Origin of the sequence: Vibrio navarrensis (genome assembly GCF_015767675.1) — a bacterium.
Classification (GTDB): Bacteria; Pseudomonadota; Gammaproteobacteria; order Enterobacterales; family Vibrionaceae; genus Vibrio.
On record NZ_CP065218.1, the window covers coordinates 295,150 to 316,120 of the forward strand.

The window sequence follows — 20,971 nt, forward strand, 5'->3', positions numbered from 1 at the left end:
AGAAAAGAAGGCTCGACAGAACAGGCATGAGTTTTCACTCTTTCGGAGAAGGGTTGCTCTGCCAAGCCGGGCGAAGATCGATACTGCGATGTCGCCCTAAATCGTGAGAATTATTTGATGATCTGATCGCACTTCGCTGCGCAGATAAAGTCGTTTTTGTGCAGCCCTTTAATCGAATGGCTCCACCAAGTCACAGTCACTTTGCCCCACTCCAACAAAATCGATGGATGGTGGAACTCTTGTTCCGCGAGCTCTGCAATTTGATTGCTAAACTGCCAAGCCTGCATAAAGTTCTTAAACTTATACACCTTTTCAAGCTGCGCAATACCATCACGATGCAACAATTGCCAACCTTCCAACTCAGTGATCAGAGTTTGTTGTTCCATATCGCTCAAAGGCATAGCATCAATATGGCAAGCTTCGCATTTCAATTCATCAAGCATGTTCAGTTTCCTTTGGTTGAAAAAGTGGAGGGAGCAGACCCGCTTCCATCGCGAGATCCGCTTCACTGAGTAAATCGAGTCGACTTAGGTCAAACAGACAAGAAATGTCATCCAGCACGTAGTATGCGGGCTGCATAATATCAATTCGGTAAGGGGTGCGAAGTACCGTTTGGACATCAAAAGGTCGACGCTGCGCCCGGCTATCATCCAAAGCATATAAAGTCTCGCCGGGCGATGAGAGAATGCCGCCGCCATAGATTTTCAGCTCTCCCTGCTCTTTAACCAAGCCGAACTCAACCGTAAACCAGTACAAACGAGCCAGAAATGCACGCTGTTTGGGCGTGGCGGCAAAACCGAGTTTTCCATAGGTTTCGGTAAACTTGGCAAAGTTCGCATTCGTCAGCATGGCGCAATGACCAAAGATTTCATGAAAGAAATCGGGTTCCTGCAAGTAATCGAACTCTTCACGACGGCGCAAAAAGGTCGCTACCGGGAATTTTTTGTTAGCCAGCAAATTGAAAAAACGGTCGAAGTTTATCAAAGCAGGCACGGGTTCAACGCACCACCCCGTGGTGTCGCGCAGCACTTGGTTAATCTCTGGCAATTGCGGCACACGCTGCGAAGAAAGGTTGAGCAGACGCAATCCGTCCAGATACGGCGTACACGCCCTGCCAGGGATCACTTCCATTTGCCGACTAAATAGATCGCGCCAGATCGCGTCTTCTTCTGGGCTCCAGTCGACAAACCCTTGTTCATCAACGGCTTTAGAATGATAGGCGTCCATTACGCATCTCCGGTTAACATTTCCTTTACATAAAGCCTATCTTCTCAACTCAACGCTTCCAATCCTCGTGCGGGTTTTGCCGTCAATTTTCCGTGTAACATTTTTTTTACATAAGCAGATCAAGCCCTTTCAATTCAATAAGCTGGATTGAGTCTGAACGTTTGACTTTCCCCATTATTGGGTTAAAAATTAGTCATGTTAATAAATGATTAACAATGAGAAGAACAATGACAACGTCAAGCCCAATCTGGACACCTTCTAAAGAGCGAGTGGCCAACAGCAATCTGAAGAAATTTATTGAGCACATCAATATGCAAGGCGAAGCGATCGACAGCTTTGCCGACCTCTATCAATGGTCTATCGTCGAGAACAAAAAGTTTTGGATGGAAGTCTGGGATTATTGCGATGTGATCGGTTTTCAGGGCGATTGCATCATCGGAGAAGGGAAGCCCAAGTGGCAAGCGTATACGAGTAATCGAGACAACCTTTGGTTTCCGCAAGCGGAACTTAATTATGCTGAAAACCTCCTCTCCTCGGCCTACCAAAAACCCGCCGAACCTGCGCTTATTTTTCGTAACGAACGTGGCGAGGAAGACAGCCTCACTTGGCAAGCGCTGTGCGATCAAGTGTCGGTTATTCAGCAATGGCTTATCCGCAATGGCGTAGGACGTGGTGATGTGGTGGCTGGCTATCTACCTTATCTGCCAGAAACCGTGGTCGCGATGCTGGCAACAACCAGCTTAGGCGCGATTTGGACATCGACTTCACCCGATTTTGGCGTAGACAGTGTTCTTGAGCGATTTGGCCAAGTTAAACCCAAAGTCCTGTTCTGCTGTGACGGTTACTCGTTTAGTGGAAAAACCTTCGATATGTCGGAAAAAAACCGCGAAATTGAAGACAACTTAACAGACTTAGTAAACATCTGTGAGATCGAGTATCTACAAGCACCCGATGCGGTTCACAACAGTAACTACTCCACTTGGTCGGCTATTTTAGAAAACTATGAGCCCAAAGGGATTGAGTTTGAACGCATTGGCTTTAACGATCCTTTGTTCATCCTCTACTCTTCCGGTACGACGGGCAAACCGAAATGTATTATTCATTCTGTCGGCGGCACCATTCTCAACCATCTCAAAGAGCATCAACTGCATTGTGACATTCAACCCGACGATAGAGTGTTTTACTACACCACTTGTGGCTGGATGATGTGGAACTGGCATGTCTCTGCCCTCGCCAGCGGTGCAACCTTAGTTATTTTCGATGGTAGCCCTGTGTATCCAACTCATTCCGTACTGTGGGATATGGTCGACGATCACAACGTGACGCTATTTGGCACGTCGGCTAAATACTTAGAAGCATTGCAGCAAGCCTTTTACGAGCCCGCCCTGTTCCATCAGCTCACTTCGCTAAAAACACTCTGTTCGACTGGCTCGGTACTTTATCCAGAGCAGTTCGATTTTGTCTACGGTAGCATTAAACAGGATGTGCACTTGGCATCAATTTCCGGCGGCACGGACATTTGCGGCTGCTTTGTGCTGGGTAACCCTATCTCGCCAGTCTATCGGGGCGAAGTACAAAGCGCAGGCCTTGGCGTTGCCGTCGCCGTGTTTGACGATAAGCAAACGCCACTGATTGGCGAGCGCGGCGAGTTGGTTTGCAGCAACTCTCTGCCCAACTATCCGATTGGTTTTTGGCACGATGATGGCGAGCGATATCATCACGCCTACTGGGCAAAATACCCTAACGTTTGGCACCATGGCGATGATGTGATGATGACGCAAACAGGCGGCGTGGTGTTCTATGGCCGCAGTGATACCACTCTGAATCCCGGCGGGGTGCGTATCGGCACTGCCGAGATCTACCAGCAAGTCAATGCGCTGAGTGGCATCGAAGACTCCATCGCGGTCGGGCGAATCCATGAGCGCAATGAAGAGATTTGGTTGTTCGTTAAAATGGCGCAGGGTTTTGAGTTTACGGAGAGTGTTGCGCAGCAAATTCGCGCCACGCTCAAGTCACACTGTTCGCCACGTCATGTACCGAAACAAATTTTCCCCGTCAGCGATATTCCTCGCACCCGTTCTGGCAAACTGGTTGAACTGGCGGTGAAACAGGTCGTGAACGGGCAAGAAGTGAAAAACCTCGGTGCCGTTGCCAACCCAGAAGTGCTGGATGAGATCGCTCAGTTCGCTACAGTAAACGCTGACGGCTAGAAAAAATAACGAAAGGAACAGAGAAACGTGAGGCGAGCATTGTGCTCGCCTCACGTTTATTTGATGATTTTGCTTAACGGTTAGCTAAGCCGTTTACCCATTCCCACTAAAACGGGATAGGTTTTACCGTCCATCGTTAACGAAAATGCAGGGCCTACTTCAACATCGGCAAAGCCCGCATTAGTGAGCGCTTGACGGACTCGCTCCTCCGTGAGGCCATCAACCTCTAAACCTTGCTCCGCGGCATCCGCAGCCCAATCCCAATGAATAAAACAGCCACCTGGGTTGAGCAAACTGTGAGCGATATCCAAAACGCCTGCCAAGTCATCGACAAACGCGCAAACCGATGAGGCAACCACCAGATCAAATTGACCACGAAATGCAGGGTGCTGCGCCACTAAACCACGCGTTAAACTGTCGACTACAGGCTCAACATTAGGCAACTGCTTCTTATCGAGCTCTTCAATCATTTCTTCGCTTGCATCAAGCGCAACAATGTCTTTCACCAATGGCGACATTTTTTGCGTCAATAAGCCAGTACCACAACCAAAGTCCAACACTCTTGCGCCCTGTAGATCAACCCGATCTAACAGCTGATTAAACACAGATTTGGCAAATTCTTCCGTCGCAGGATTGCTCTCCCACTCCTTAGCGACCTCATCCCAATTGTGTGCCATCATGGCCTCCATAATTACTTCTTGTAACGGGAACTGCGTATAGATTAACTCAAATTTCTCGCCACGTCATAGAGTTATTAACGCCAATCTGTGTGCAAAAGAGCCACTTAACAACCGGGGCAAAAGTTAGTTATGCTATAGCTTCAAAAATGGTTATGGGTAACACATGAATCTGTCTCAAATTGAAGCGTTTTGTAGCGTCGCAGAGTTAGGCTCTGTCTCTGAAGCGGCGCGCCATCTAGATTGCAACCGCACCAAGCTCAGTATGTCGATAAAATCGCTGGAAAAAGAGTTAGATATTGAGCTTTTTACCCGTTCAGGCAATCAACTCACTCTTTCTGAAGCGGGTAAAGCCATCTTTAAAGACTGCGAGAATTTATTGGTTACGTCGCAGCGAATTAAGCAAACCTGCGAGCAAGTCTCTGGTGTCTTTAACGCCGAGATGTGGATCGCACGAGACGATTCACTACCCGATGAAGTTTGGCAAGAATACTCGCATGAACTGAGCAAACGCTACCCATCCACCTCATTCAACATCGTCCTTGCTTCCAGTGGTGACTTGGAAAATTTAGTCGAAACACGTCAGGTTGATTTCGCTTTTGGTGTTGATTATGAACGTATCGATAGCCCAAAAATCACCTACAACCCTCTGGGCAAAATCCGCATGATGTCGGTGTGTCGCGCCGATCATCCACTGACTCGTATGCGGCGAGTTTCGGACGAGGATTTGCGCTCTCAGATGCAAGCCTTGATGGTCTATCTCAACGAGAAAGATAACCCCGAGCTACGCCCTTTTTCGCTGCGTCATATCGGTTTTTCCTGTTTCGACTATATGATGAACATGATTTTACAAGAAAACGCATGGGGCGTATTACCCGAACCCTTGATTCGCCAATACCTGCGCGAGCAGAAATTAGCGGTCATCAAACACACCTACGGTTTGACGCAAGAGGACTACTGTATGTTCACCCCAAGTGGCATGGCAGAGCACCCGGCGATGAGCTGGTTGGCGGACAGCATCAACGATTATTTATTCGATTTCTAGCCAACACAGACTTTCGCCTCAGTGAGCGTCAAATTTACTGACAGTAAGTTTTAATCACAACTTATTGTAAAATAGGAAATTATCTAAAAACCACCTTTCGGTCATATTTCTTTCATCCACTTTTCATTTGTAAAAAAGTCCAGCCCGCTAAACAATGTCAGAGTGTTTAGCCATTGGACTATTTTATGTGTGACAGGACAACAAAGAACGAAAATCGAATCCTGACTTTCTCAGCCCTTGCGGCATCGGGGTTCGCCATCAGCGGACTGGTACTTGGCTTGTTCGCAGGTTCTTTGGTCATCATGTTCGATGGGATCTATTCGCTGGTCAGCTTACTGTTAACATTATTGTCGCTGGCCGCTTCCTACTACATCAGCAAGCCTTCCAAAACCCTTTTCCCATTTGGTAAAGCGGTGCTAGAGCCAATTGTGATTGCGATTAAAGCAATCGTGATTTTGCTTGTGGTGGCTTATTCACTCTACTCAGCAGTAACCGATTTGTTTAATGGTGGACGCGAAGTTGATGCGTCAGTGGCGATCTTCTTCGAAACCTCTTGTGTAATAGGTTGCGCGTATGTGTGGTGGTTTATCGTTAAAAAGAGCCGCCAGTTCTCGTCTGGCCTGATTGAAGCGGAAGTGAAACAATGGCAGATGGATGCGCTGCTCAGTGCAGTGGTCTCGATTGGTTTTGTGATGTCTTGGGCGGTAACGTACACCCCATACGAAGAGTTCGCTGTGTATGCTGACCCAGTGATGATGTTGGCAATGTCGTTTTACTTTATCAAAGTGCCGCTTGGCATGCTGAAAGATGCACTGCGAGAGCTGTTGATGATGTCGCCAGACGAAGAGCTGTGCAAACGCGTGGGTAGCGATATCCAGTTTATTGAACAACAAACTTCACAGCATCTTAAGCTGGCAGGGGTAACAAAAGTAGGCCAAGAGCTGCGCGTCGACGTTGACCTGCATGTCAAAAATCAAACGTTAGCCTTGGCAGAGCTAGAAAATACCCGTAACAAGTTGCGCGACCAGCTTTCCAAACATCCGTTTAAGTTGCAACTCAATCTCAACATTGCTCATTAAAAACACTGCTCATTAAATTGGCCAAACGCCGCGTCATCATGCGGCGTTTTTCTTGCGCGTTACCCACCAGCAGCCGAGTGATCCCAGTGTTACCATAAATACGCCCTGCCAAAATGCCCCAGGTAGGCTGACCCCAAGAATGAACGACGAAAGAAATGAAGAAAGTACGGGGGTGAAATACGACATGGTGGCCAAAAACACCATATTGCCACCAACGATCGCCACATTCCACAACGCATAGCCTCCCGCCATCAGCCCCGCAGCCAATATCAGATTGACACTGCTGCCTAAGGTAAAATTCAACGGTTCGGCGTCAGTGAGAAAATACTTCACCCACAGAGCCGCTGCAGTGGCGATGAAAAAAAGCGTAATCGCACTGTGTTTGGATTGCTGTCGCTGGGTGATATTGCAATAAACGGCCCAAATGATTGCGCCAACAAACGCCATGGCAAACACCAAAGGATTAGCCATGACGTTTTGCGCAATCATGCTTGGTGACAAGCCCTGCTCGCCGCCCACCGTCCAAGCCACCCCCATAAACGCAAGCAAAACAGCAGGATACAATAGCAAGTTGGGCTTTTTCTCACTCCCCCAGACAGCAAAGAGCACAGTCAACGCAGGCCACAAATAATTGACGATAGAAACTTGGATCGATTGCATGCGGCTGTCGGCAAAACCCAATGACAAAGCGAGTAAAATTTCGTAGCTGACAAACAGAGCGCCGCCAATCAGCAAATAACGCCAAGAAAAATTGCGCAGCTTGGGCACGCCTAAAACCAGCACCAATAGTAGCGAGCTCACGCTGTAGAGCAATGCGGCGCCGCCGACCGGACCAAATGATTCCGCCACCATACGTGTCATGGCGAGCAAACAGCTCCAAAACAAAATCGCCAGCAAGCCAAACAAGGTGTATTTATTGGTCATCGTTCTTTTTCCAGTGTGATCTTAAACGCAGCATAAATCAGCAAAGCAGACAGCTTACTGCAAAAATGACCTACTTCAATACCATCTCGACGTTATGTGGCTATAAAGCAGCAAGGAATGATCAGTCGGAGACGTTATGAAGCGATTTATGCCATCCAGTGTCATGCTCACACCTTTTGTGGTGCGCGTTTACCCAGAAAATGAACAAGAGGAAGAAGGCGAAGAAACATCCCCATCAAACTCGCACCAAGAAGCCGACTCTGCGCCTCAACCCTGCGTGGAGTAAGTGCACAAAATTCGCCAAACTTTGCTTCATCGCCAACAGAATTGGCTAGAGTAAAGGGAACAACGATCAACCACAGGACAGAAAAAATGAAAAAAGTTGCGGTGATTCTCAGTGGCGCAGGCGTTTTTGATGGCAGCGAGTTGCATGAAGCGGTTCTTGCGTTGCACGCGATAGAAAAGGCAGGGGCGAGCTGGCATTGCTTTGCCCCAAATATTGAACAGTTGCACGTACTTAACCACAAAACAGGCGAAGAGATGGATGAGACGCGCAATGTGTTGGTCGAAGCAGCACGTATTGCGCGCGGTCAGATTGAAGATGTGGCGAAACTGCACGCAGAGGAGTTTGATGCTTTGTTACTGCCAGGCGGCTTTGGCGCAGCGAAAAACCTCACTAATTTTGCGGTCAAGGGAGCTGAATGCAGCATCAATGCCGATGTTGCCCATGCTTGTCGCACATTCGCGCAACTAGGCAAACCCGCCGGTTACTTGTGCATTGCGCCAATCATTATCCCTATGATCTACCCGAATGGGGTAGAAGGCACGATAGGCAACGACGAAGCCACTGCCGCCGCGTTCAACCAGTTAGGTGGCGTACACGTTAATTGCACGGTGAATCAAGTGCACTTTGATGCCAAACATAAGGTGCTATCAACGCCCGCTTATATGCTGGCAAATTCGATTTCCGAAGCAGCCAGTGGGATAGAAAAACTGGTGGAACAACTGGTCGAAATCGCATAATTCGCTCAGTTTTATCATTAGCCGAAATCCATAAAATACCTCTCATTTTTGGGAGGTATTTTTTACCGTAGAGCATAACCATATAAATCATAAGTATTTTATCAGTTATTATTGCGAAAACGATTGCCTTCAAACATGAGAAAATCTAATTAAAATACCAATAGTGTCACCTTTTTTATGTGCAACAGGATCTCGTTCACACTTCCCTATCATCACGGGGGATTTCCCTCCCCCAACTTGTCTGAGATCAAATTTTTTTTGCCTTAGCCTGTGACAGAGTAGCGGCGTAAACCGATAACAACTAATTACGGAGCAATTCCAATGACGAGTGCATTTTTTATCCCTACGATCAACCTTATGGGCGCGGGCTGCTTAAAAGACGCCGCTGACAACATTCAAGCGCAAGGTTTCACTAAGGGTTTAATCGTCACTGACAAAATACTCAATCAAATTGGCGTGGTTAAGCAGGTACAAGATCTGCTGACGGCGCGTTCTGTCGAAACCGTGGTTTTTGATGGCACTCAGCCAAACCCAACCATCAGCAACGTCAACCAAGGCTTGGCGCTACTTAGAGAGAACCAATGTGATTTCGTCATCTCTTTAGGCGGTGGTTCACCACACGACTGCGCGAAAGGCATCGCTTTGGTTGCAGCCAACGGCGGTGTAATTGGCGATTACGAGGGAGTTGATAAATCAGCCAAACCGATGCTGCCTCTGATTGCGATCAACACCACCGCAGGTACTGCCTCCGAGATGACCCGTTTTTGCATCATCACTGATGAAGAGCGTCACATTAAGATGGCGATTGTCGATAAGCACACCACGCCACTGATTTCCGTGAACGACCCTGAGTTGATGCTGGCGAAACCCGCATCGCTGACAGCGGCCACAGGTATGGACGCGCTAACCCACGCGATCGAAGCTTATGTCTCGATCGCAGCCACACCAATCACCGACGCTGTCGCTATCAAAGCGATCGAGCTGATCCAAGCCTACCTGCGCAAAGCCGTTGCTCACGGCGACGACATTGAAGCACGTGAACAAATGGCCTACGCACAATTTATGGCGGGCATGGCATTTAACAACGCATCATTAGGTTATGTGCATGCAATGGCGCACCAACTTGGTGGTTTCTACGACCTACCACACGGCGTTTGTAATGCCATTTTACTTCCGCACGTTCAGCGCTATAACGCGCAGATTTGCCCAGAACGTCTTCGAGACGTAGCAAAAGCGATGGGAGTGAATGTGGAAGGCATGAGCGCAGAGCAAGGCGCTAATGCAGCGATTGAGGCGATTGTCGCTCTGGCCAAAGATGTTGGCATTCCTGCGGGTATCCGTGAGCTGGGCGCGAAACTGGAAGACATTCCCACTTTAGCGGATAACGCGCTGAAAGACGCTTGCGGCTTTACCAACCCGAAACAAGCCACGCACGCGGAAATCTCGGCCATTTTCGAAGCCGCGATGTAATCCCGCGGGCTATCATTAACGCGTTATTAGCAAAGCCAAAGGCCGAAGGTGTCACTTTCGGCCTTTTTGTTCTGTCCGGTAACTAGGGTCTGTTGACCTTTTGCGGTTAAATTTTGTTCGAGATAAAAGCCTTTTAATCGCGACGAGAGGTTTGTAGCCTAGTCATTCTAAGCAAAACACCTCTCAACAAAGAGTAAAACGCTTTTAGCTGAACCCTTCGGGCAGCGTTTGTGGCTCCTTTTTGCTGCGTTATCGGCTTATCATGTAGGCTCCTACAATTCAAAGCCTCTGCCTTGCACAAAGAACCCACAAACTGCTGCAAAAATCATCTCAAAAGGTCAACAGACCCTAAGCACGATTAAAGACACATTTGTTCACCTTTCGCCAATGTGACATTTTTGCTTCCTGGCATACACTTGATTCATTACTTCCTCATCACGCCGGATGGCGTGACGTAAACGCCTATGCCAACAACAAGGAAAGTCGATGAACAAAAGTCATGCGCTCGGCTGGCTCGCCAGCTTAATCATTTGGGTCTGCTCTCCCACCCTTTATGCCGCCAACCTCAAAGCGACCAAAATTGCCAGCGGCTACCACATTCCTTGGGGCATCACTTTTGTCGACAGCGCTTATGCGGTGATTAACGAGAAAAATGGCCACATCTCGCTGCTGGATGTGACTAAGGGCAAGAAAACGCCCCTCTATACGCTTTCCAACGTCAATGATGCAGGGCAAGGCGGTTTGATGGACGTCGCGCTCTCCCCTGTCTCGCGTCAAATGCTCTACTTCACTTTCAGCAAAGAGGTCGACAACGGCACCACTGTCGTGCTGGCCAGCGCGAAGCTGAGCCACAAAACTCTCTCTGACTGGCAAGAACTGTTTGTCGCCGATGCCTCCTCTACCACAGGCAGGCACTTTGGCAGTCGCATCACCTTTGATCAGCAAAATCGACTTTACTTTTCGATTGGCGATCGCGGCGAAAGAGATAATGGACAAAACCCCGCCAACCATGCCGCAGCGATTTTACGGCTCAATCTGGATGGCAGCGTGCCAAACGACAACCCTTTCTTGCTGGATGATACGGTAAGAAACGAGATTTGGAGTTACGGCCATCGTAATCCGCAAGGGCTTTTTTTTGACTCACAGACAGCGCAACTGTGGTCGGTAGAGCACGGGCCGCGTGGCGGTGACGAAATCAATCTGATTCAACCCGGGAAAAACTATGGCTGGGCAAAAACCTCGCACGGCAAAGAGTATTGGGGGCCGATGCGTGTCGGCGAAGCGGAAACCTTACCCAATATCGAAGCGCCTAAACTGGTTTACGTCCCTTCCATCGCCCCAAGCAGTTTGCTGCTCTATCGCGGAGAACGCTATCCAAGCTTAAATGGCAAACTGCTTATCGGCGCGTTAAAGCTGACCCACCTTAACGTGGTCAGCATAAAAAACGGTCAGCTTGCAGAAACTGACCGTTTATTTACCCATCTCAACGAGCGTATCCGAGCTATCAGCGTGAGCCCGGACGACTTTCTCTATTTCACCACCGATAATGGCAACGTATATCGAATCGAGCCTTAAGCCAGCGACACACTCACCTTGTGCTTATCGAAGTCAATCGTCATGGTGCTGCCTAGTGGCACTGTCAGCATAGGGTGAGTATGACAACTGTCAAAGTCATACAGAATGGGGACTTTCTGCCCATTGAGCACCTCTTTTAGCACATCAATCGACGCTCGCCCGGTGCCTTTATCATTAAACAGTTCATGCTTGCCTAAGACCACAGCCGCCACTTTATCAAATACACCTTGGATCTTGAGATGAGCGAACGAGCAAAACGATCTGGAGCAAACACCGTCGCAGGAGACGACGGAGAAAAGAAGCCAATGGTATCGCCCACTTTGAGCGAAGCTGGAATGATCATCGAATCCTCTCTTTACTGACTGAGTAGCCAATCAAATATGGCACGTAACTGTTCGTCTGCAACGCTTTGCAAGCGATCGCCAACGTACCACTCAATAACTGACTGGTTGGGATGCTGCGCAATTTGCGGATGCCCCAACCAGATGCCTTGTTCTTCTGCCAACTTGTCGCGCAGTTCCAGCGCTTTCTCATAGCCAAACGGCAAAATGAGATGCAGCATGTTGCTTTGCGGCTTTGATGGGTTGACAGCTAATTGCGGGTAGGTGTTGATTAGCTGATAAATTTGCTCTGTACGAGCAAACAAGGCGGGCATGTTAGCCAGACGCTGCTCAAACTGCATCGCAGCCGACACCACATAAGGGGTGCGATGGTAAACATTGCCACCTTGACGTTTCATCCACATCGACGCCAGTCCGATAAAACGGCGATCACCTAACAGCAGAGAACCACCCAGACCATTCACCCCTTTGTAAAGGGAAACGTAAGCCGTTTTAAACCCTTGGGCGATTTCCTGATAGCTCTTCTGATAATACGCTGCGCACTCCCACAGGCGCGCACCATCCATGTGCAGGTGAATATCGCGATGTTCGCATTCGGCTTTGACTTCATTTAGCTCATCCCAGCTCAAAAGCTGGCCGCCAAGCTCCCGCATTGGCAACTCGTACAACGCCGCTGAAATTTCATCTGGCCACGCATCCAGATCGGCCGCTTTCCAAGGACGAAACATGTCGCCGAGCGGCAGGATGTGAAAACGGTTTTGCAACTGATAGCCCTGACGTTCAAAGCGGTAAATATGACTCGATTCATGCATCGCCACGGTTTTGTTGCGTTTTTGCTGACAGACCAGATCCAGCACAGTTGCTTGCGTCATGGTCCCGCTGATAACAAATAAGCCAGCCTCAAAGCCCAGTAAATCCGCCACTTGCTGCTGAAATGCTTCAATCAGTTCACCGTCACCATAGTGATCGTGTTTTACATTGTGCTCTTCACACCATTGTGCCATGGCGGCAAACTGCTCCGCCGGCGTGGCTTCATGATTGCCAGATAAAATGGTGTGGCAAAGTTCACGTAAATCCTTTTTCATCAAAGTGTTCCTTGTGATTTTCGAGACGGGACCAACTTATCTGCGCACAAAGCGCATGTAAAGAGATAAACTAGATTGAAAACACAAAAGTGATAACGAGAGCAAATGGAACCAATTACATTAGAAATCAATAAAATACGAGCGGTTGTTTTTGATTTGGATGACACCTTAGTCACCTCGTCACTGGATTTTGTCTCCATGCGCCAAGCACTTGGTTGCCCAGAACAGGAAGATTTGCTCAGTTTTGTCGATAAGCTACCCGATGCAACGCAGCGGGCACATGCGCAGCACATCATCTTGCAGCATGAGATGGCCGATGCGCAAAGCTCAACCCCATTGCCGGGCTGTCACGCTTTACTGGCTTTTATCAAACAAAGAGCGTGGCGCTGCGCGATTGTCACCCGTAACTGTCTGGCAGCCAGTGAACTCAAACTGGCGCACAATGACATCAAGGTAGAAAAGCTGATCACCCGTGAACATTGCGCGCCTAAACCCGATCCCGAAGCGCTGCTGCAATTGGCCGACGAATGGCAGTTGCAGCACCATCAGGTGCTGTATGTCGGTGATTATCTGTATGATTTACAAGCAGCAAAGAATGCCAATATGCCATCTTGTCTGGTGAGTAATACGCTGGAAAAACCGTACGCCAACCAGGCCTCCATCACTGTGGCCCGGTTGGATGATTTGCTCAGCTATTTGCAAACGGCGCTAACAGCCAGCGCAGGTTAGGCAAGCGCCATCGCCAGTAGGCTAATAGGGTGAATGGTCTCAAGCTGGGTATTCTCTTCAATTTGCCATTTACAGGTTTCGCAATCGGTAATGGCAAAATCCGCCGCCGATTGTTTGATGGTCTCGAATAGGTGCGCGCCGATTTTCATCGACGTCTGATAGTTCTCCTCTTTAAAGCCATAAGTGCCTGCCAAACCACAACATTCGCTATCTAGCACCACCAGCTCTAATCCGGGGATCATGCGCAACAGTTCAAGGGTAAACATCACATTCCCGCTGCGCTCTAGGTGGCATGGGGTGTGGTAAACCACTTTCTTGTTGATTGGCTTCATCGCGGGCGCGTAGCCGCTCATAAATGCTTTGAGCAGAAAACGGGTAATGTACTCGATGCGTTGTACCACGTGCTCATTATTAACGCCCAACACATGCGGGTACTCTTGTTGCAACGTAAATGAGCAGGTCGAAGAGGTGGAAACCACCGTGTGATCTTGCGAAACGGCTTGCTCGATCATCTCGATATTGAGCGTGGCGTTTTTACGCGCTTTTTCATGAAAACCATTGGCAATCAAAGGCACACCGCAGCATTTTTCCTTTTTCAGCAGTTGCACGCCATAGCCCATGGCATTGAGCACTTTGACTAAGTCTTTGCCCAGTTGCGGATGGTTATAGTTGACATAACAGCCGTGGAAATAGCTCACTTGGCGCGCAAACTGCGCTTGCGTTTTTGCCTGCTTCTTGTACCACTGACGAAACGTGCCGTGAGAGTATTTCGGCAGCTGCTTGTGCTTATCGACGCCAATGGTTTTGTGCATCAAGCTTTTTATCGGTTTCAGTTCGGTGATCTTGTTGACAATCGGCGCGACCGGCGTTGCCAGCGAACCAAACAGATCGGTATGGCTTAAGACAAAATCGCGCATCAGCTTAGGGCTGACACTTTTCTTAGCAAACTTCCCCCTCGCCACAGCGATAATATCACCAATTTTCACCCCCGACGGGCAGGCCGTTTCACAGCGTTTGCAGTTGGTACACAGTTTCAGCAACTCATCGTAATAGTGCGGATTTTTCAAGCGCAGACGTTCACCGTCTGGCCCGGATTGTTTTGGCCCCGGATATTCCGGATTCGCTTTCGCCACCGGACAATACACAGTACACACGGTGCATTTAATGCACTGGTCAAAGCTGGTGTTCACAGGGGCATGTTTGGCAAAAGTATTCATCATAATACGCACTCCTCCTGCGTTTGAACCTCGCAATGCAAAACAGCATGCTGCGCGGCGGCCAGCGCGGTCGAGATAGCGACGCCGCCTCCCGAGCCCTCAAACACCGGATCGTACCCCGCCAAGACAGAGCCGCAGCAGTAGAGATTCTGACAAAGCGCACCGTGCAAATAAGGGCGGAATGCACCATCGGTTTTAACGCCAAACGCCATAAATGGATGACCGATGGGGCTAAAGAATTTCTCTGCGCGCCAAGTGCTACGCGCCGAGTTTGACACCATCTCCAAACCAAAAATCGGTTCCACGATCTCGCTGAGATTGGCTTTAAGCCCTTGGCTAAAGTAGCTGCCAGAAGCCAAAATAAACGCCTTGGCATGCAGCGCCATATCACCCAAATTGCGTGTGTAAATTGCTTTTAACTGCTGTTCTGAATGCCATTCGCCACGAGTCACTTGATCGCCCTTAAGTAGCGTCCCGCCCGCTTGGACAAAACGTTTGTGCAGCGCTTCTTCGATACGAATGCCAAGCAGCGATGGAGGCATGGTCGGCACTTCATGAAAGTGCAAACGGGTTTCGCGGCGCAATTTCTCCAACAACACCAAACCGTCACCGTTACCCATAATGGCTGGCATGATCAACAGATCGTCTGGTGTCGCCCCTTTCATCAGTTGGTGACACAAACTGTTAAACGCCTGCGGCTGCTTGAGTAAACGGGCTATGTCTATTGAGCGCAGTTCATTGGGATTGCGCCGCAGTTGCTCACATCCGGGGATGGTGACGCTGATTTCCTCCACCGCGCACTGAGCGAAATCGCGCTGTTTGCGCAGGTTGTCTTTGGCAAGCAACGGCTGGAAGTCACGATAACCATCAACGGACACCAGCAGCAGCCGTTTAAATGGCAGCCTCTGACGGTGACGATAGACAAACGGCTGTGAAAGCCAAGTCGCTTTTAATGTGCCCAGTGGCGTAATGCGAAAGTGGTTATGTTCATCTTCTTCGCTCTGCAGTGGGATCCCTTGCTGTGCTAAAGCGGTTTGAAACCAACGTAGTGCGCGGCGCACACTTTGCGCGCTCAGTTTTGCGTAAGGGTGAGCAGGAAAACGCTCAGCAAATTGCTCGATAGCGTGAAAAGGCGCACTCACATCCTCACCCGCAGGCGTTTTGCCGAGCACATCAATCGAACCCGAGGAAAAATGCAGCGCACTCTGTCCTTGGCTGATTAACACCACTTTTTTACCTTGTTCTAACGCATGCAATGCGGCGCTGTAACCCGCGATACCACCACCGATAACCGCAATATCGTAATTTAACATGAGTGGTTCTCCTCATTTTGCTGCTGTGCGGTGTCGCCGTTTTCCACATTTGGTAGTTCACTGGCACCAAACAGGCCTTCGTAAATCCAGTAGCTGAACTCCGCCTCTCGCAGCGCATCGCCCCAGAAAATTGGCTTAATGCCTTTCCAGCGCTCTTCAAGAAACTCTGCCAGTAGATGAGCACTGGCGGTGCCATCGACGTTGCCATACTGGCTAAATAAACTCGCTGCACGGTAGCTGCACAGCTCACCCTGACAGGGGCCCATGCCAAGACGCGTGCGCCGACGCAAGTCGACTAAATTGCTCACATCGAGCTGCTTGATCGCGTACTCAATCTCGCCTTGAGTGACCATTTCGCATTCGCAGATCACCGTTTGGCTGGCACTGTCTTGCTGCAAGAATTGCTCAGCCCGTTCGCCATGGCGATAAATTGCTGATTCATAAACGGGTTTGACGATACTGGCGGTTTTCTTGGCGGGTTTGGGCGCGTCGTTGGACCCCGGCAATGGGCGCAGGTGGGTTTCACACGCGCGATCTACGCCGAGTTTTTTCGCCAGCAAATCGGTTGCCCACTCCGCCATCAGACGGTAAGTCATCAGCTTGCCGCCAGTGATGGTGGTTAAGCCTTTTAGACCATCTCGCTGCTGGTGATCCAGCAAAACAATGCCGCGACTGATGTTGCGACCAGTGCCGTCATCATCGACAGAAACCAGTGGCCGCACTCCGGCATAGGCACGCAATACCCGCGTGTTGGCCATGATCGGCGCCAGCTTAGCCCCTTCACGCAAAAGCACGTCGACTTCCTGCTCGGTCACGTGCAAGTCATCAATTTGTGCATAGTCGATGTGTTGTGAGGTGGTGCCGATCAGCGAAATGGTGTCACCGGGCACTAAGATGTCGGCATCCGACGGCTTACGGCAACGGTTGATCACCAAGTTGTTGATGCGGTAATCCAGAATGAGCAATGAGCCTTTGGCCGGAAACATCTTGATGTTGAGATCCGCGTATTCGCAGATATTTTGTCCCCAGATCCCCGCCGCATTGATCACTTCTCGCGCATAAATATCAAATGCTTGGCCAGTTTGCGTATGCAGGCAGTGCACCCCTCGCACTTGATCGCCCTCACGGATGAGGCCAACGACCAGCGTGTGATTAAAAATGCGTCCGCCATGCTCTTTGGCGTCTAACACATTGGAGGCACAAAGACGAAACGGATCGAGCGTGCCGTCCGGAACGTGCACTGCCCCAAGTAACTGCGGGTTGACATTAGGCTCTAGCGCCAGCGCCTCTTTGGGCGTGAGAACCGCGGTTTCAATTCCGGCTTTTTGACACTGAGCGACAAAGGTATCCTGAAATGAGAGATCGTCTTCCGGCAAAGTGATAAACAGCCCACTGGTGTTTTCCACGCAATGGCGGGCCACCCTTTTGAGGATTTTGTTCTCTTGAATACACTCTCGGGCCGACTCTTCATCCGTGACCGCGTAACGTGCACCAGAATGAAGCAAGCCATGATTACGCCCAGAGGTGCCGGAGGCGATATCATCTTTTTCCAATAAGATGCAGGCGATTCCACGTAGCGCGCAATCGCGCATTATCCCCGTCCCCGTGGCACCGCCGCCAATGATCACTACGTCCGTTTCAAAATGAGCGGAAGCTTTCATCGCTTTCTTCCTATTCATTAATAAGCATACGTTTAGTGTGTCATTTTTTTTCCTTTAGGTTCGATACCTCACTCACAAAATGCGTGTTCGAGCATTTATTGGTAAATCGAAAATTCATTTCGCTCATTAAACAGACAAAATGAATCACCCACTTACAGCGGATAGCGTTATTCGGCCTCAATCTTCTGCTCAGCCGACAAACGCTCATGACGCAGCTCAGCCTGCCCAGAGGTGTCTGAAGGCGGCGATAACAGGATCTTCAACCGCTGGGAAAGCGTTAAACCGCACTGGGTCACGTCTTGCCACAGATCGCGCCACTCGGCAAACGTAACCACCAGTGGATTAAAGCTGTTCACCGGTTTGCTGATGCCAAAGCGCACAGTTTCGCTCTCTGGCTCAAAGGTGCCAAACAGCTTGTCCCAGATGATCAACACGCCCGCGTAGTTTTTGTCGATATAGCGCGCGTTGACGCCGTGATGAACCCGGTGGTGTGACGGGGTATTAAACAGGTATTCCAAAGGCCCTAAGCTTTTTACCCATTGGGTGTGGACAAAAAACTGCAAACCAAGATTAAACAGCACCACCAAGGTGATCCACTGTGGTTCAAAGCCAATGATCACCAAAGGCAACCAAAATAGCCACATGCCTGCGACCGGATACATCAAGCTCTGGCGAAACGCCGTGCTGAAGTTCATTCGCTCAGAGCTGTGGTGGACAACGTGCGCAGCCCACATCCAGCGCACGCGATGGCTAGCACGATGAAACCAGTAGTAGCAAAAATCCTGCAACACCATCAGCGCAATAAAACTCATCGCGCCCATGTCAATCTCCAATAAGCGCCAGCCAAACAGCCACAAATAGAGATGTGCGAGCAACAAACCCGCCAGCAGATCCGTGCCTTGATGCATCAAGGCTAAGGTAAAATTGCACAGCACCTCTTTAAACTCGTAACGAGAGTTTGCCGGCAGTTTTCCTTTTCTCTCGCCCAGCCAATATTCCGCCAACATCAAGGCCACAAACAGCGGCGCCATCAACAGCAAAAGCCATTCTGGATGTTCAACCAACATAGTTACACTCCTTTGTATTCAGGGTTACCAGCGAGCGAAGTGATCTTCCGTCATGCCCAAGGTGGCGTTAATCTTGTGGACCACGCCATGATTGTCGCTGATCGCGCCGTTAAAATGGCCGATAAATTGGCGAAAATTACTTTTCAGCCAGTAAAGGTTCAGTTTCTCACGCCGACAGTTTTCGGCGGTAAACGTCAAATCCACTTGTCCATTTTGTGAGTAGATGTGCCAAGATTTGGCGCTATCGGCGCGGCTAAAAGAGAAATAAACCGGTGGCAGGCCATGTTTTTGTCCGTTGATCCACAACACGTTCTCACAACTACCGGTTTCGTTGACTCCGGCGGCGAGATTAAGCCCAAGAGTGCCAAATTGATCGCGGCAATTGATGCTGGCCCAGCGCCAACTGGTTTCACGCCGCATATAACCCGCAGAGAAATCATAGCCAGCACAGGCACCGCTCAGATCAAGCGTTTTCCCTGCCACCGAGAACCTCCCCGTTACACGCAGGGCATTGTGTTTTTGCGTATAAGTCCAGCCTTGATAACCGGTAGGTGTGCACATCGCAAGCGCTTGGCTGCCGGGCTCAGGCATCAGGGTCAGATCCGCGCTCAGTTGACGAGTCGCCAATTGCACCCGCCATACACCATCGACAATGTGAAACTGGATCTGTTTGCGGGCGATGTGCATGCTGCTGTTGTAAGGAGAAGGCGCCGAATGGCTGTCCCAAGCCAATGGACGCAACCAGTTCTCTTCCACCAGCTGCTTTTTCCGTCTGTCATAGAGATAGCAAAACGCCGACGTGAGATAGCGGATATCAGCAATCGCCACGCCAATCAGATAGTCTTGCGTGACAATGCTGACAAACTGGAACTGTTTGTAGTCGAAATAACGCGCGAATTTGCTCGCTTGCGCATCCATCACAGTGCGATAGTCAAAGTTTTCCAGTGCCAAATCGCGCGGAATCTCATCAAACTGACCATAGCTTGGCGCACCGGAAGAGGCGATCAAACGTTTAGGCGCAGAGTCCAATTTGAGCATGATAGCGTCCTTGCTTCACAATAATTTAACATACACTCACAGTGTGACGCGCCAACAGCGTATAAAACAGGTTAGAATCGGACATCAAGCTGGTTTAGATCACGTTTTATACGACCGATAAACAACCTTAAGCAAGTAGGCAAGAAGGCAGAAAGATGACGATGCAACTGATCACCGAATATCGACCAGTCAAACACTGGCAAGCGTTGGGCGGTTACGATATCGCGTTGCTGCTGAGCGTTTTGCAAGACTATGGCGTCGAGAGCGAAAGGTTCCTTGGCGAAGCTGGTATCTCAGCCACGCCAGAAGACCAAGAGGCAGGTCACTATCGTTTTGCCGATAAATTGGCACTTTTTCAGCTCGCCGCGGAGCGTATCCCCGACCAACCTCTCGGGCTGATTTGCGGCCAGCGAGCCAGTTTCAGCGATTTTGGCCTGCTCGGCTTTGCCATCGCCAGCAGCAAAACTGTGCTTGAAGCGCTGCAAGTGGGGTTTAAATACCTGCAGCTCAACGGGCCGATTTTCCACATCCAAGTGCTGCGCGACACACATCAAGCCTGTATCCGAATCGAAAACAATTTAGAGATTGGCAAGTTGCTGCCTTTTTGCAGCGAGTATTTCTTTAGCGCGATTGCGCAGCTGTGCGCAGAGTTGACCGGAGAAAAGCTGCCGAGCGTACAGATGCTGCTCCCCTACCCGCCACCGCCACACGCGCTCGCTTATCAACACCATTTTCAGTGCCCCATTGAGTTTAACGCGCAAGAGTTTGCTTGGTATTTTGACGTTGAGGTGTTGCAGCGTCCACTGCTGCGCCATTTAGAGAGTAAATGGCAAAAATGTTTAAGCGGCTGCGAATCCTTATTGCACCATCTGCAAGCATCGCATCGGCTTGATCGGCAAATCACTCAACACCTCTACACTTGTCTGGGCTCGGAACCCAGTGCTGAAGAAATCGCCGCTTGGTATGGTCTCTCCGCGCGCACTTTGCACCGACAACTGCAAGCGCTGGGCACCAGCTACCAAAAACTCAAAAATCAGGTACGGCGCGATCTCGCACTGGAGCTGTTACTCAATACGGCGTTGAGTGTCGAGGAGATAGCCTATCGTTTAGGTTACAGCGACAGTGCTAATTTTCGCCACAGCTTCAAGCGCTTAACCGGCAAAGCGCCACGGCAGTTTCGTCAAGATAAGTAACGTTTTGTCAACACCATGGGCAATCTGAGACAAAAACAGCGCAATAGCGCCCATATGCACAATATTTTGTCTGCCTCGCAATATTAGCGCTGGTAAA

The 20,971-nt window shown here is 49.7% G+C and carries 19 protein-coding genes and 1 pseudogene; 9 read left to right on the forward strand and 11 right to left on the reverse strand.

The annotated features are described in order from the left end of the window. Positions 1 to 110: 110 nt before the first annotated feature. Both I3X05_RS18070 and phhA read right to left on the reverse strand, forming a co-directional pair. Positions 111 to 443, reverse strand: a complete 333-nt coding sequence (locus I3X05_RS18070) for a 4a-hydroxytetrahydrobiopterin dehydratase (protein WP_045572102.1) — start codon at positions 441 to 443, stop codon at positions 111 to 113. After that, a complete protein-coding gene (phhA, locus tag I3X05_RS18075) occupies positions 436 to 1,227 on the reverse strand; it encodes a phenylalanine 4-monooxygenase (RefSeq protein WP_045572101.1) in 792 nt (263 codons plus the stop codon). The genes I3X05_RS18070 and phhA overlap by 8 nt, the downstream gene beginning before the upstream one ends. A gap of 227 nt (positions 1,228 to 1,454) precedes the next feature. On the opposite strand from phhA, the gene I3X05_RS18080 reads away from it, so the two are divergent. Then, positions 1,455 to 3,437 (forward strand): acetoacetate--CoA ligase, encoded by a 1,983-nt coding sequence (locus I3X05_RS18080; protein WP_045572100.1) that lies wholly within the window; start codon positions 1,455 to 1,457, stop codon positions 3,435 to 3,437. A gap of 80 nt (positions 3,438 to 3,517) precedes the next feature. Here I3X05_RS18080 and I3X05_RS18085 read toward each other — a convergent pair whose 3' ends face one another. Next, a complete protein-coding gene (locus I3X05_RS18085; RefSeq protein ID WP_045572099.1) occupies positions 3,518 to 4,126 on the reverse strand; it encodes a class I SAM-dependent DNA methyltransferase in 609 nt (202 codons plus the stop codon). 154 nt (positions 4,127 to 4,280) lie between these two features. Here I3X05_RS18085 and I3X05_RS18090 point away from each other — a divergent pair, with 154 nt between their 5' ends. Continuing rightward, positions 4,281 to 5,159, forward strand: a complete 879-nt coding sequence (locus I3X05_RS18090; protein ID WP_045572098.1) for a LysR family transcriptional regulator — start codon at positions 4,281 to 4,283, stop codon at positions 5,157 to 5,159. 185 nt (positions 5,160 to 5,344) lie between these two features. Then, positions 5,345 to 6,238 carry a cation diffusion facilitator family transporter gene (locus tag I3X05_RS18095; RefSeq protein ID WP_045572097.1) on the forward strand — a complete coding sequence of 298 codons (894 nt, stop codon included), beginning with the start codon at positions 5,345 to 5,347 and terminating at the stop codon, positions 6,236 to 6,238. 36 nt (positions 6,239 to 6,274) lie between these two features. Here I3X05_RS18095 and yddG read toward each other — a convergent pair whose 3' ends face one another. Then, a complete protein-coding gene (gene yddG / locus I3X05_RS18100; RefSeq protein WP_045572096.1) occupies positions 6,275 to 7,162 on the reverse strand; it encodes an aromatic amino acid DMT transporter YddG in 888 nt (295 codons plus the stop codon). A gap of 136 nt (positions 7,163 to 7,298) precedes the next feature. On the opposite strand from yddG, the gene I3X05_RS18105 reads away from it, so the two are divergent. From I3X05_RS18105 to I3X05_RS18120, 4 genes are all read left to right on the forward strand, one after another. Then, positions 7,299 to 7,448: a hypothetical protein gene (locus I3X05_RS18105; RefSeq protein WP_171816769.1), complete on the forward strand. Its 150-nt coding sequence runs from the start codon at positions 7,299 to 7,301 to the stop codon at positions 7,446 to 7,448. 86 nt (positions 7,449 to 7,534) lie between these two features. Further along, the gene (gene elbB / locus I3X05_RS18110; RefSeq protein WP_045572095.1) at positions 7,535 to 8,185 is read left to right on the forward strand and encodes an isoprenoid biosynthesis glyoxalase ElbB; all 651 of its coding nucleotides are present in this window, start codon (positions 7,535 to 7,537) and stop codon (positions 8,183 to 8,185) included. 321 nt (positions 8,186 to 8,506) lie between these two features. Continuing rightward, entirely contained in the window at positions 8,507 to 9,655 is a 1,149-nt protein-coding gene (yiaY, locus tag I3X05_RS18115; RefSeq protein WP_045572094.1) for an L-threonine dehydrogenase, read from the forward strand. 486 nt (positions 9,656 to 10,141) lie between these two features. Then, entirely contained in the window at positions 10,142 to 11,230 is a 1,089-nt protein-coding gene (locus I3X05_RS18120; RefSeq protein ID WP_045572093.1) for a PQQ-dependent sugar dehydrogenase, read from the forward strand. On the opposite strand, the pseudogene I3X05_RS18125 reads toward I3X05_RS18120, so the two are convergent. Both I3X05_RS18125 and I3X05_RS18130 read right to left on the reverse strand, forming a co-directional pair. Beyond that, positions 11,227 to 11,481: pseudogene (locus I3X05_RS18125) on the reverse strand (LD-carboxypeptidase); the annotation flags it as partial. The gene I3X05_RS18120 and the pseudogene I3X05_RS18125 sit on opposite strands and share 4 nt — an antisense overlap. 104 nt (positions 11,482 to 11,585) lie before the next feature. Further along, positions 11,586 to 12,656: a threonine aldolase family protein gene (locus I3X05_RS18130; protein WP_045572091.1), complete on the reverse strand. Its 1,071-nt coding sequence runs from the start codon at positions 12,654 to 12,656 to the stop codon at positions 11,586 to 11,588. Between the two features lie 105 nt (positions 12,657 to 12,761). On the opposite strand from I3X05_RS18130, the gene I3X05_RS18135 reads away from it, so the two are divergent. Next, complete coding sequence (locus I3X05_RS18135) at positions 12,762 to 13,385, forward strand: HAD family hydrolase (protein WP_045572090.1); 624 nt, start codon at positions 12,762 to 12,764, stop codon at positions 13,383 to 13,385. Here the strand turns inward: I3X05_RS18135 and glpC are convergent. The 5 genes from glpC to I3X05_RS18160 form a co-directional block, all read right to left on the reverse strand. Further along, the gene (gene glpC, locus I3X05_RS18140) at positions 13,382 to 14,605 is read right to left on the reverse strand and encodes an anaerobic glycerol-3-phosphate dehydrogenase subunit GlpC (protein ID WP_045572089.1); all 1,224 of its coding nucleotides are present in this window, start codon (positions 14,603 to 14,605) and stop codon (positions 13,382 to 13,384) included. The genes I3X05_RS18135 and glpC overlap by 4 nt on opposite strands. Then, a complete protein-coding gene (gene glpB, locus I3X05_RS18145; RefSeq protein ID WP_045572088.1) occupies positions 14,602 to 15,915 on the reverse strand; it encodes a glycerol-3-phosphate dehydrogenase subunit GlpB in 1,314 nt (437 codons plus the stop codon). The genes glpC and glpB overlap by 4 nt, the downstream gene beginning before the upstream one ends. After that, positions 15,909 to 17,576: an anaerobic glycerol-3-phosphate dehydrogenase subunit A gene (glpA, locus tag I3X05_RS18150; RefSeq protein WP_337971375.1), complete on the reverse strand. Its 1,668-nt coding sequence runs from the start codon at positions 17,574 to 17,576 to the stop codon at positions 15,909 to 15,911. Before glpA ends, glpB begins: the two co-directional genes overlap by 7 nt. Positions 17,577 to 17,743: 167 nt before the next feature. Continuing rightward, the gene (locus I3X05_RS18155; protein ID WP_337971376.1) at positions 17,744 to 18,643 is read right to left on the reverse strand and encodes a sterol desaturase family protein; all 900 of its coding nucleotides are present in this window, start codon (positions 18,641 to 18,643) and stop codon (positions 17,744 to 17,746) included. A gap of 24 nt (positions 18,644 to 18,667) precedes the next feature. Next, on the reverse strand, positions 18,668 to 19,681 hold the full coding sequence (locus I3X05_RS18160; protein WP_337971377.1) for a DUF2804 domain-containing protein: 1,014 nt from the start codon (positions 19,679 to 19,681) through the stop codon (positions 18,668 to 18,670). 155 nt (positions 19,682 to 19,836) lie between these two features. Between I3X05_RS18160 and I3X05_RS18165 the strand changes: the two genes are divergently transcribed. After that, on the forward strand, positions 19,837 to 20,874 hold the full coding sequence (locus I3X05_RS18165) for an AraC family transcriptional regulator (protein ID WP_052702605.1): 1,038 nt from the start codon (positions 19,837 to 19,839) through the stop codon (positions 20,872 to 20,874). Positions 20,875 to 20,971: the final 97 nt, after the last annotated feature.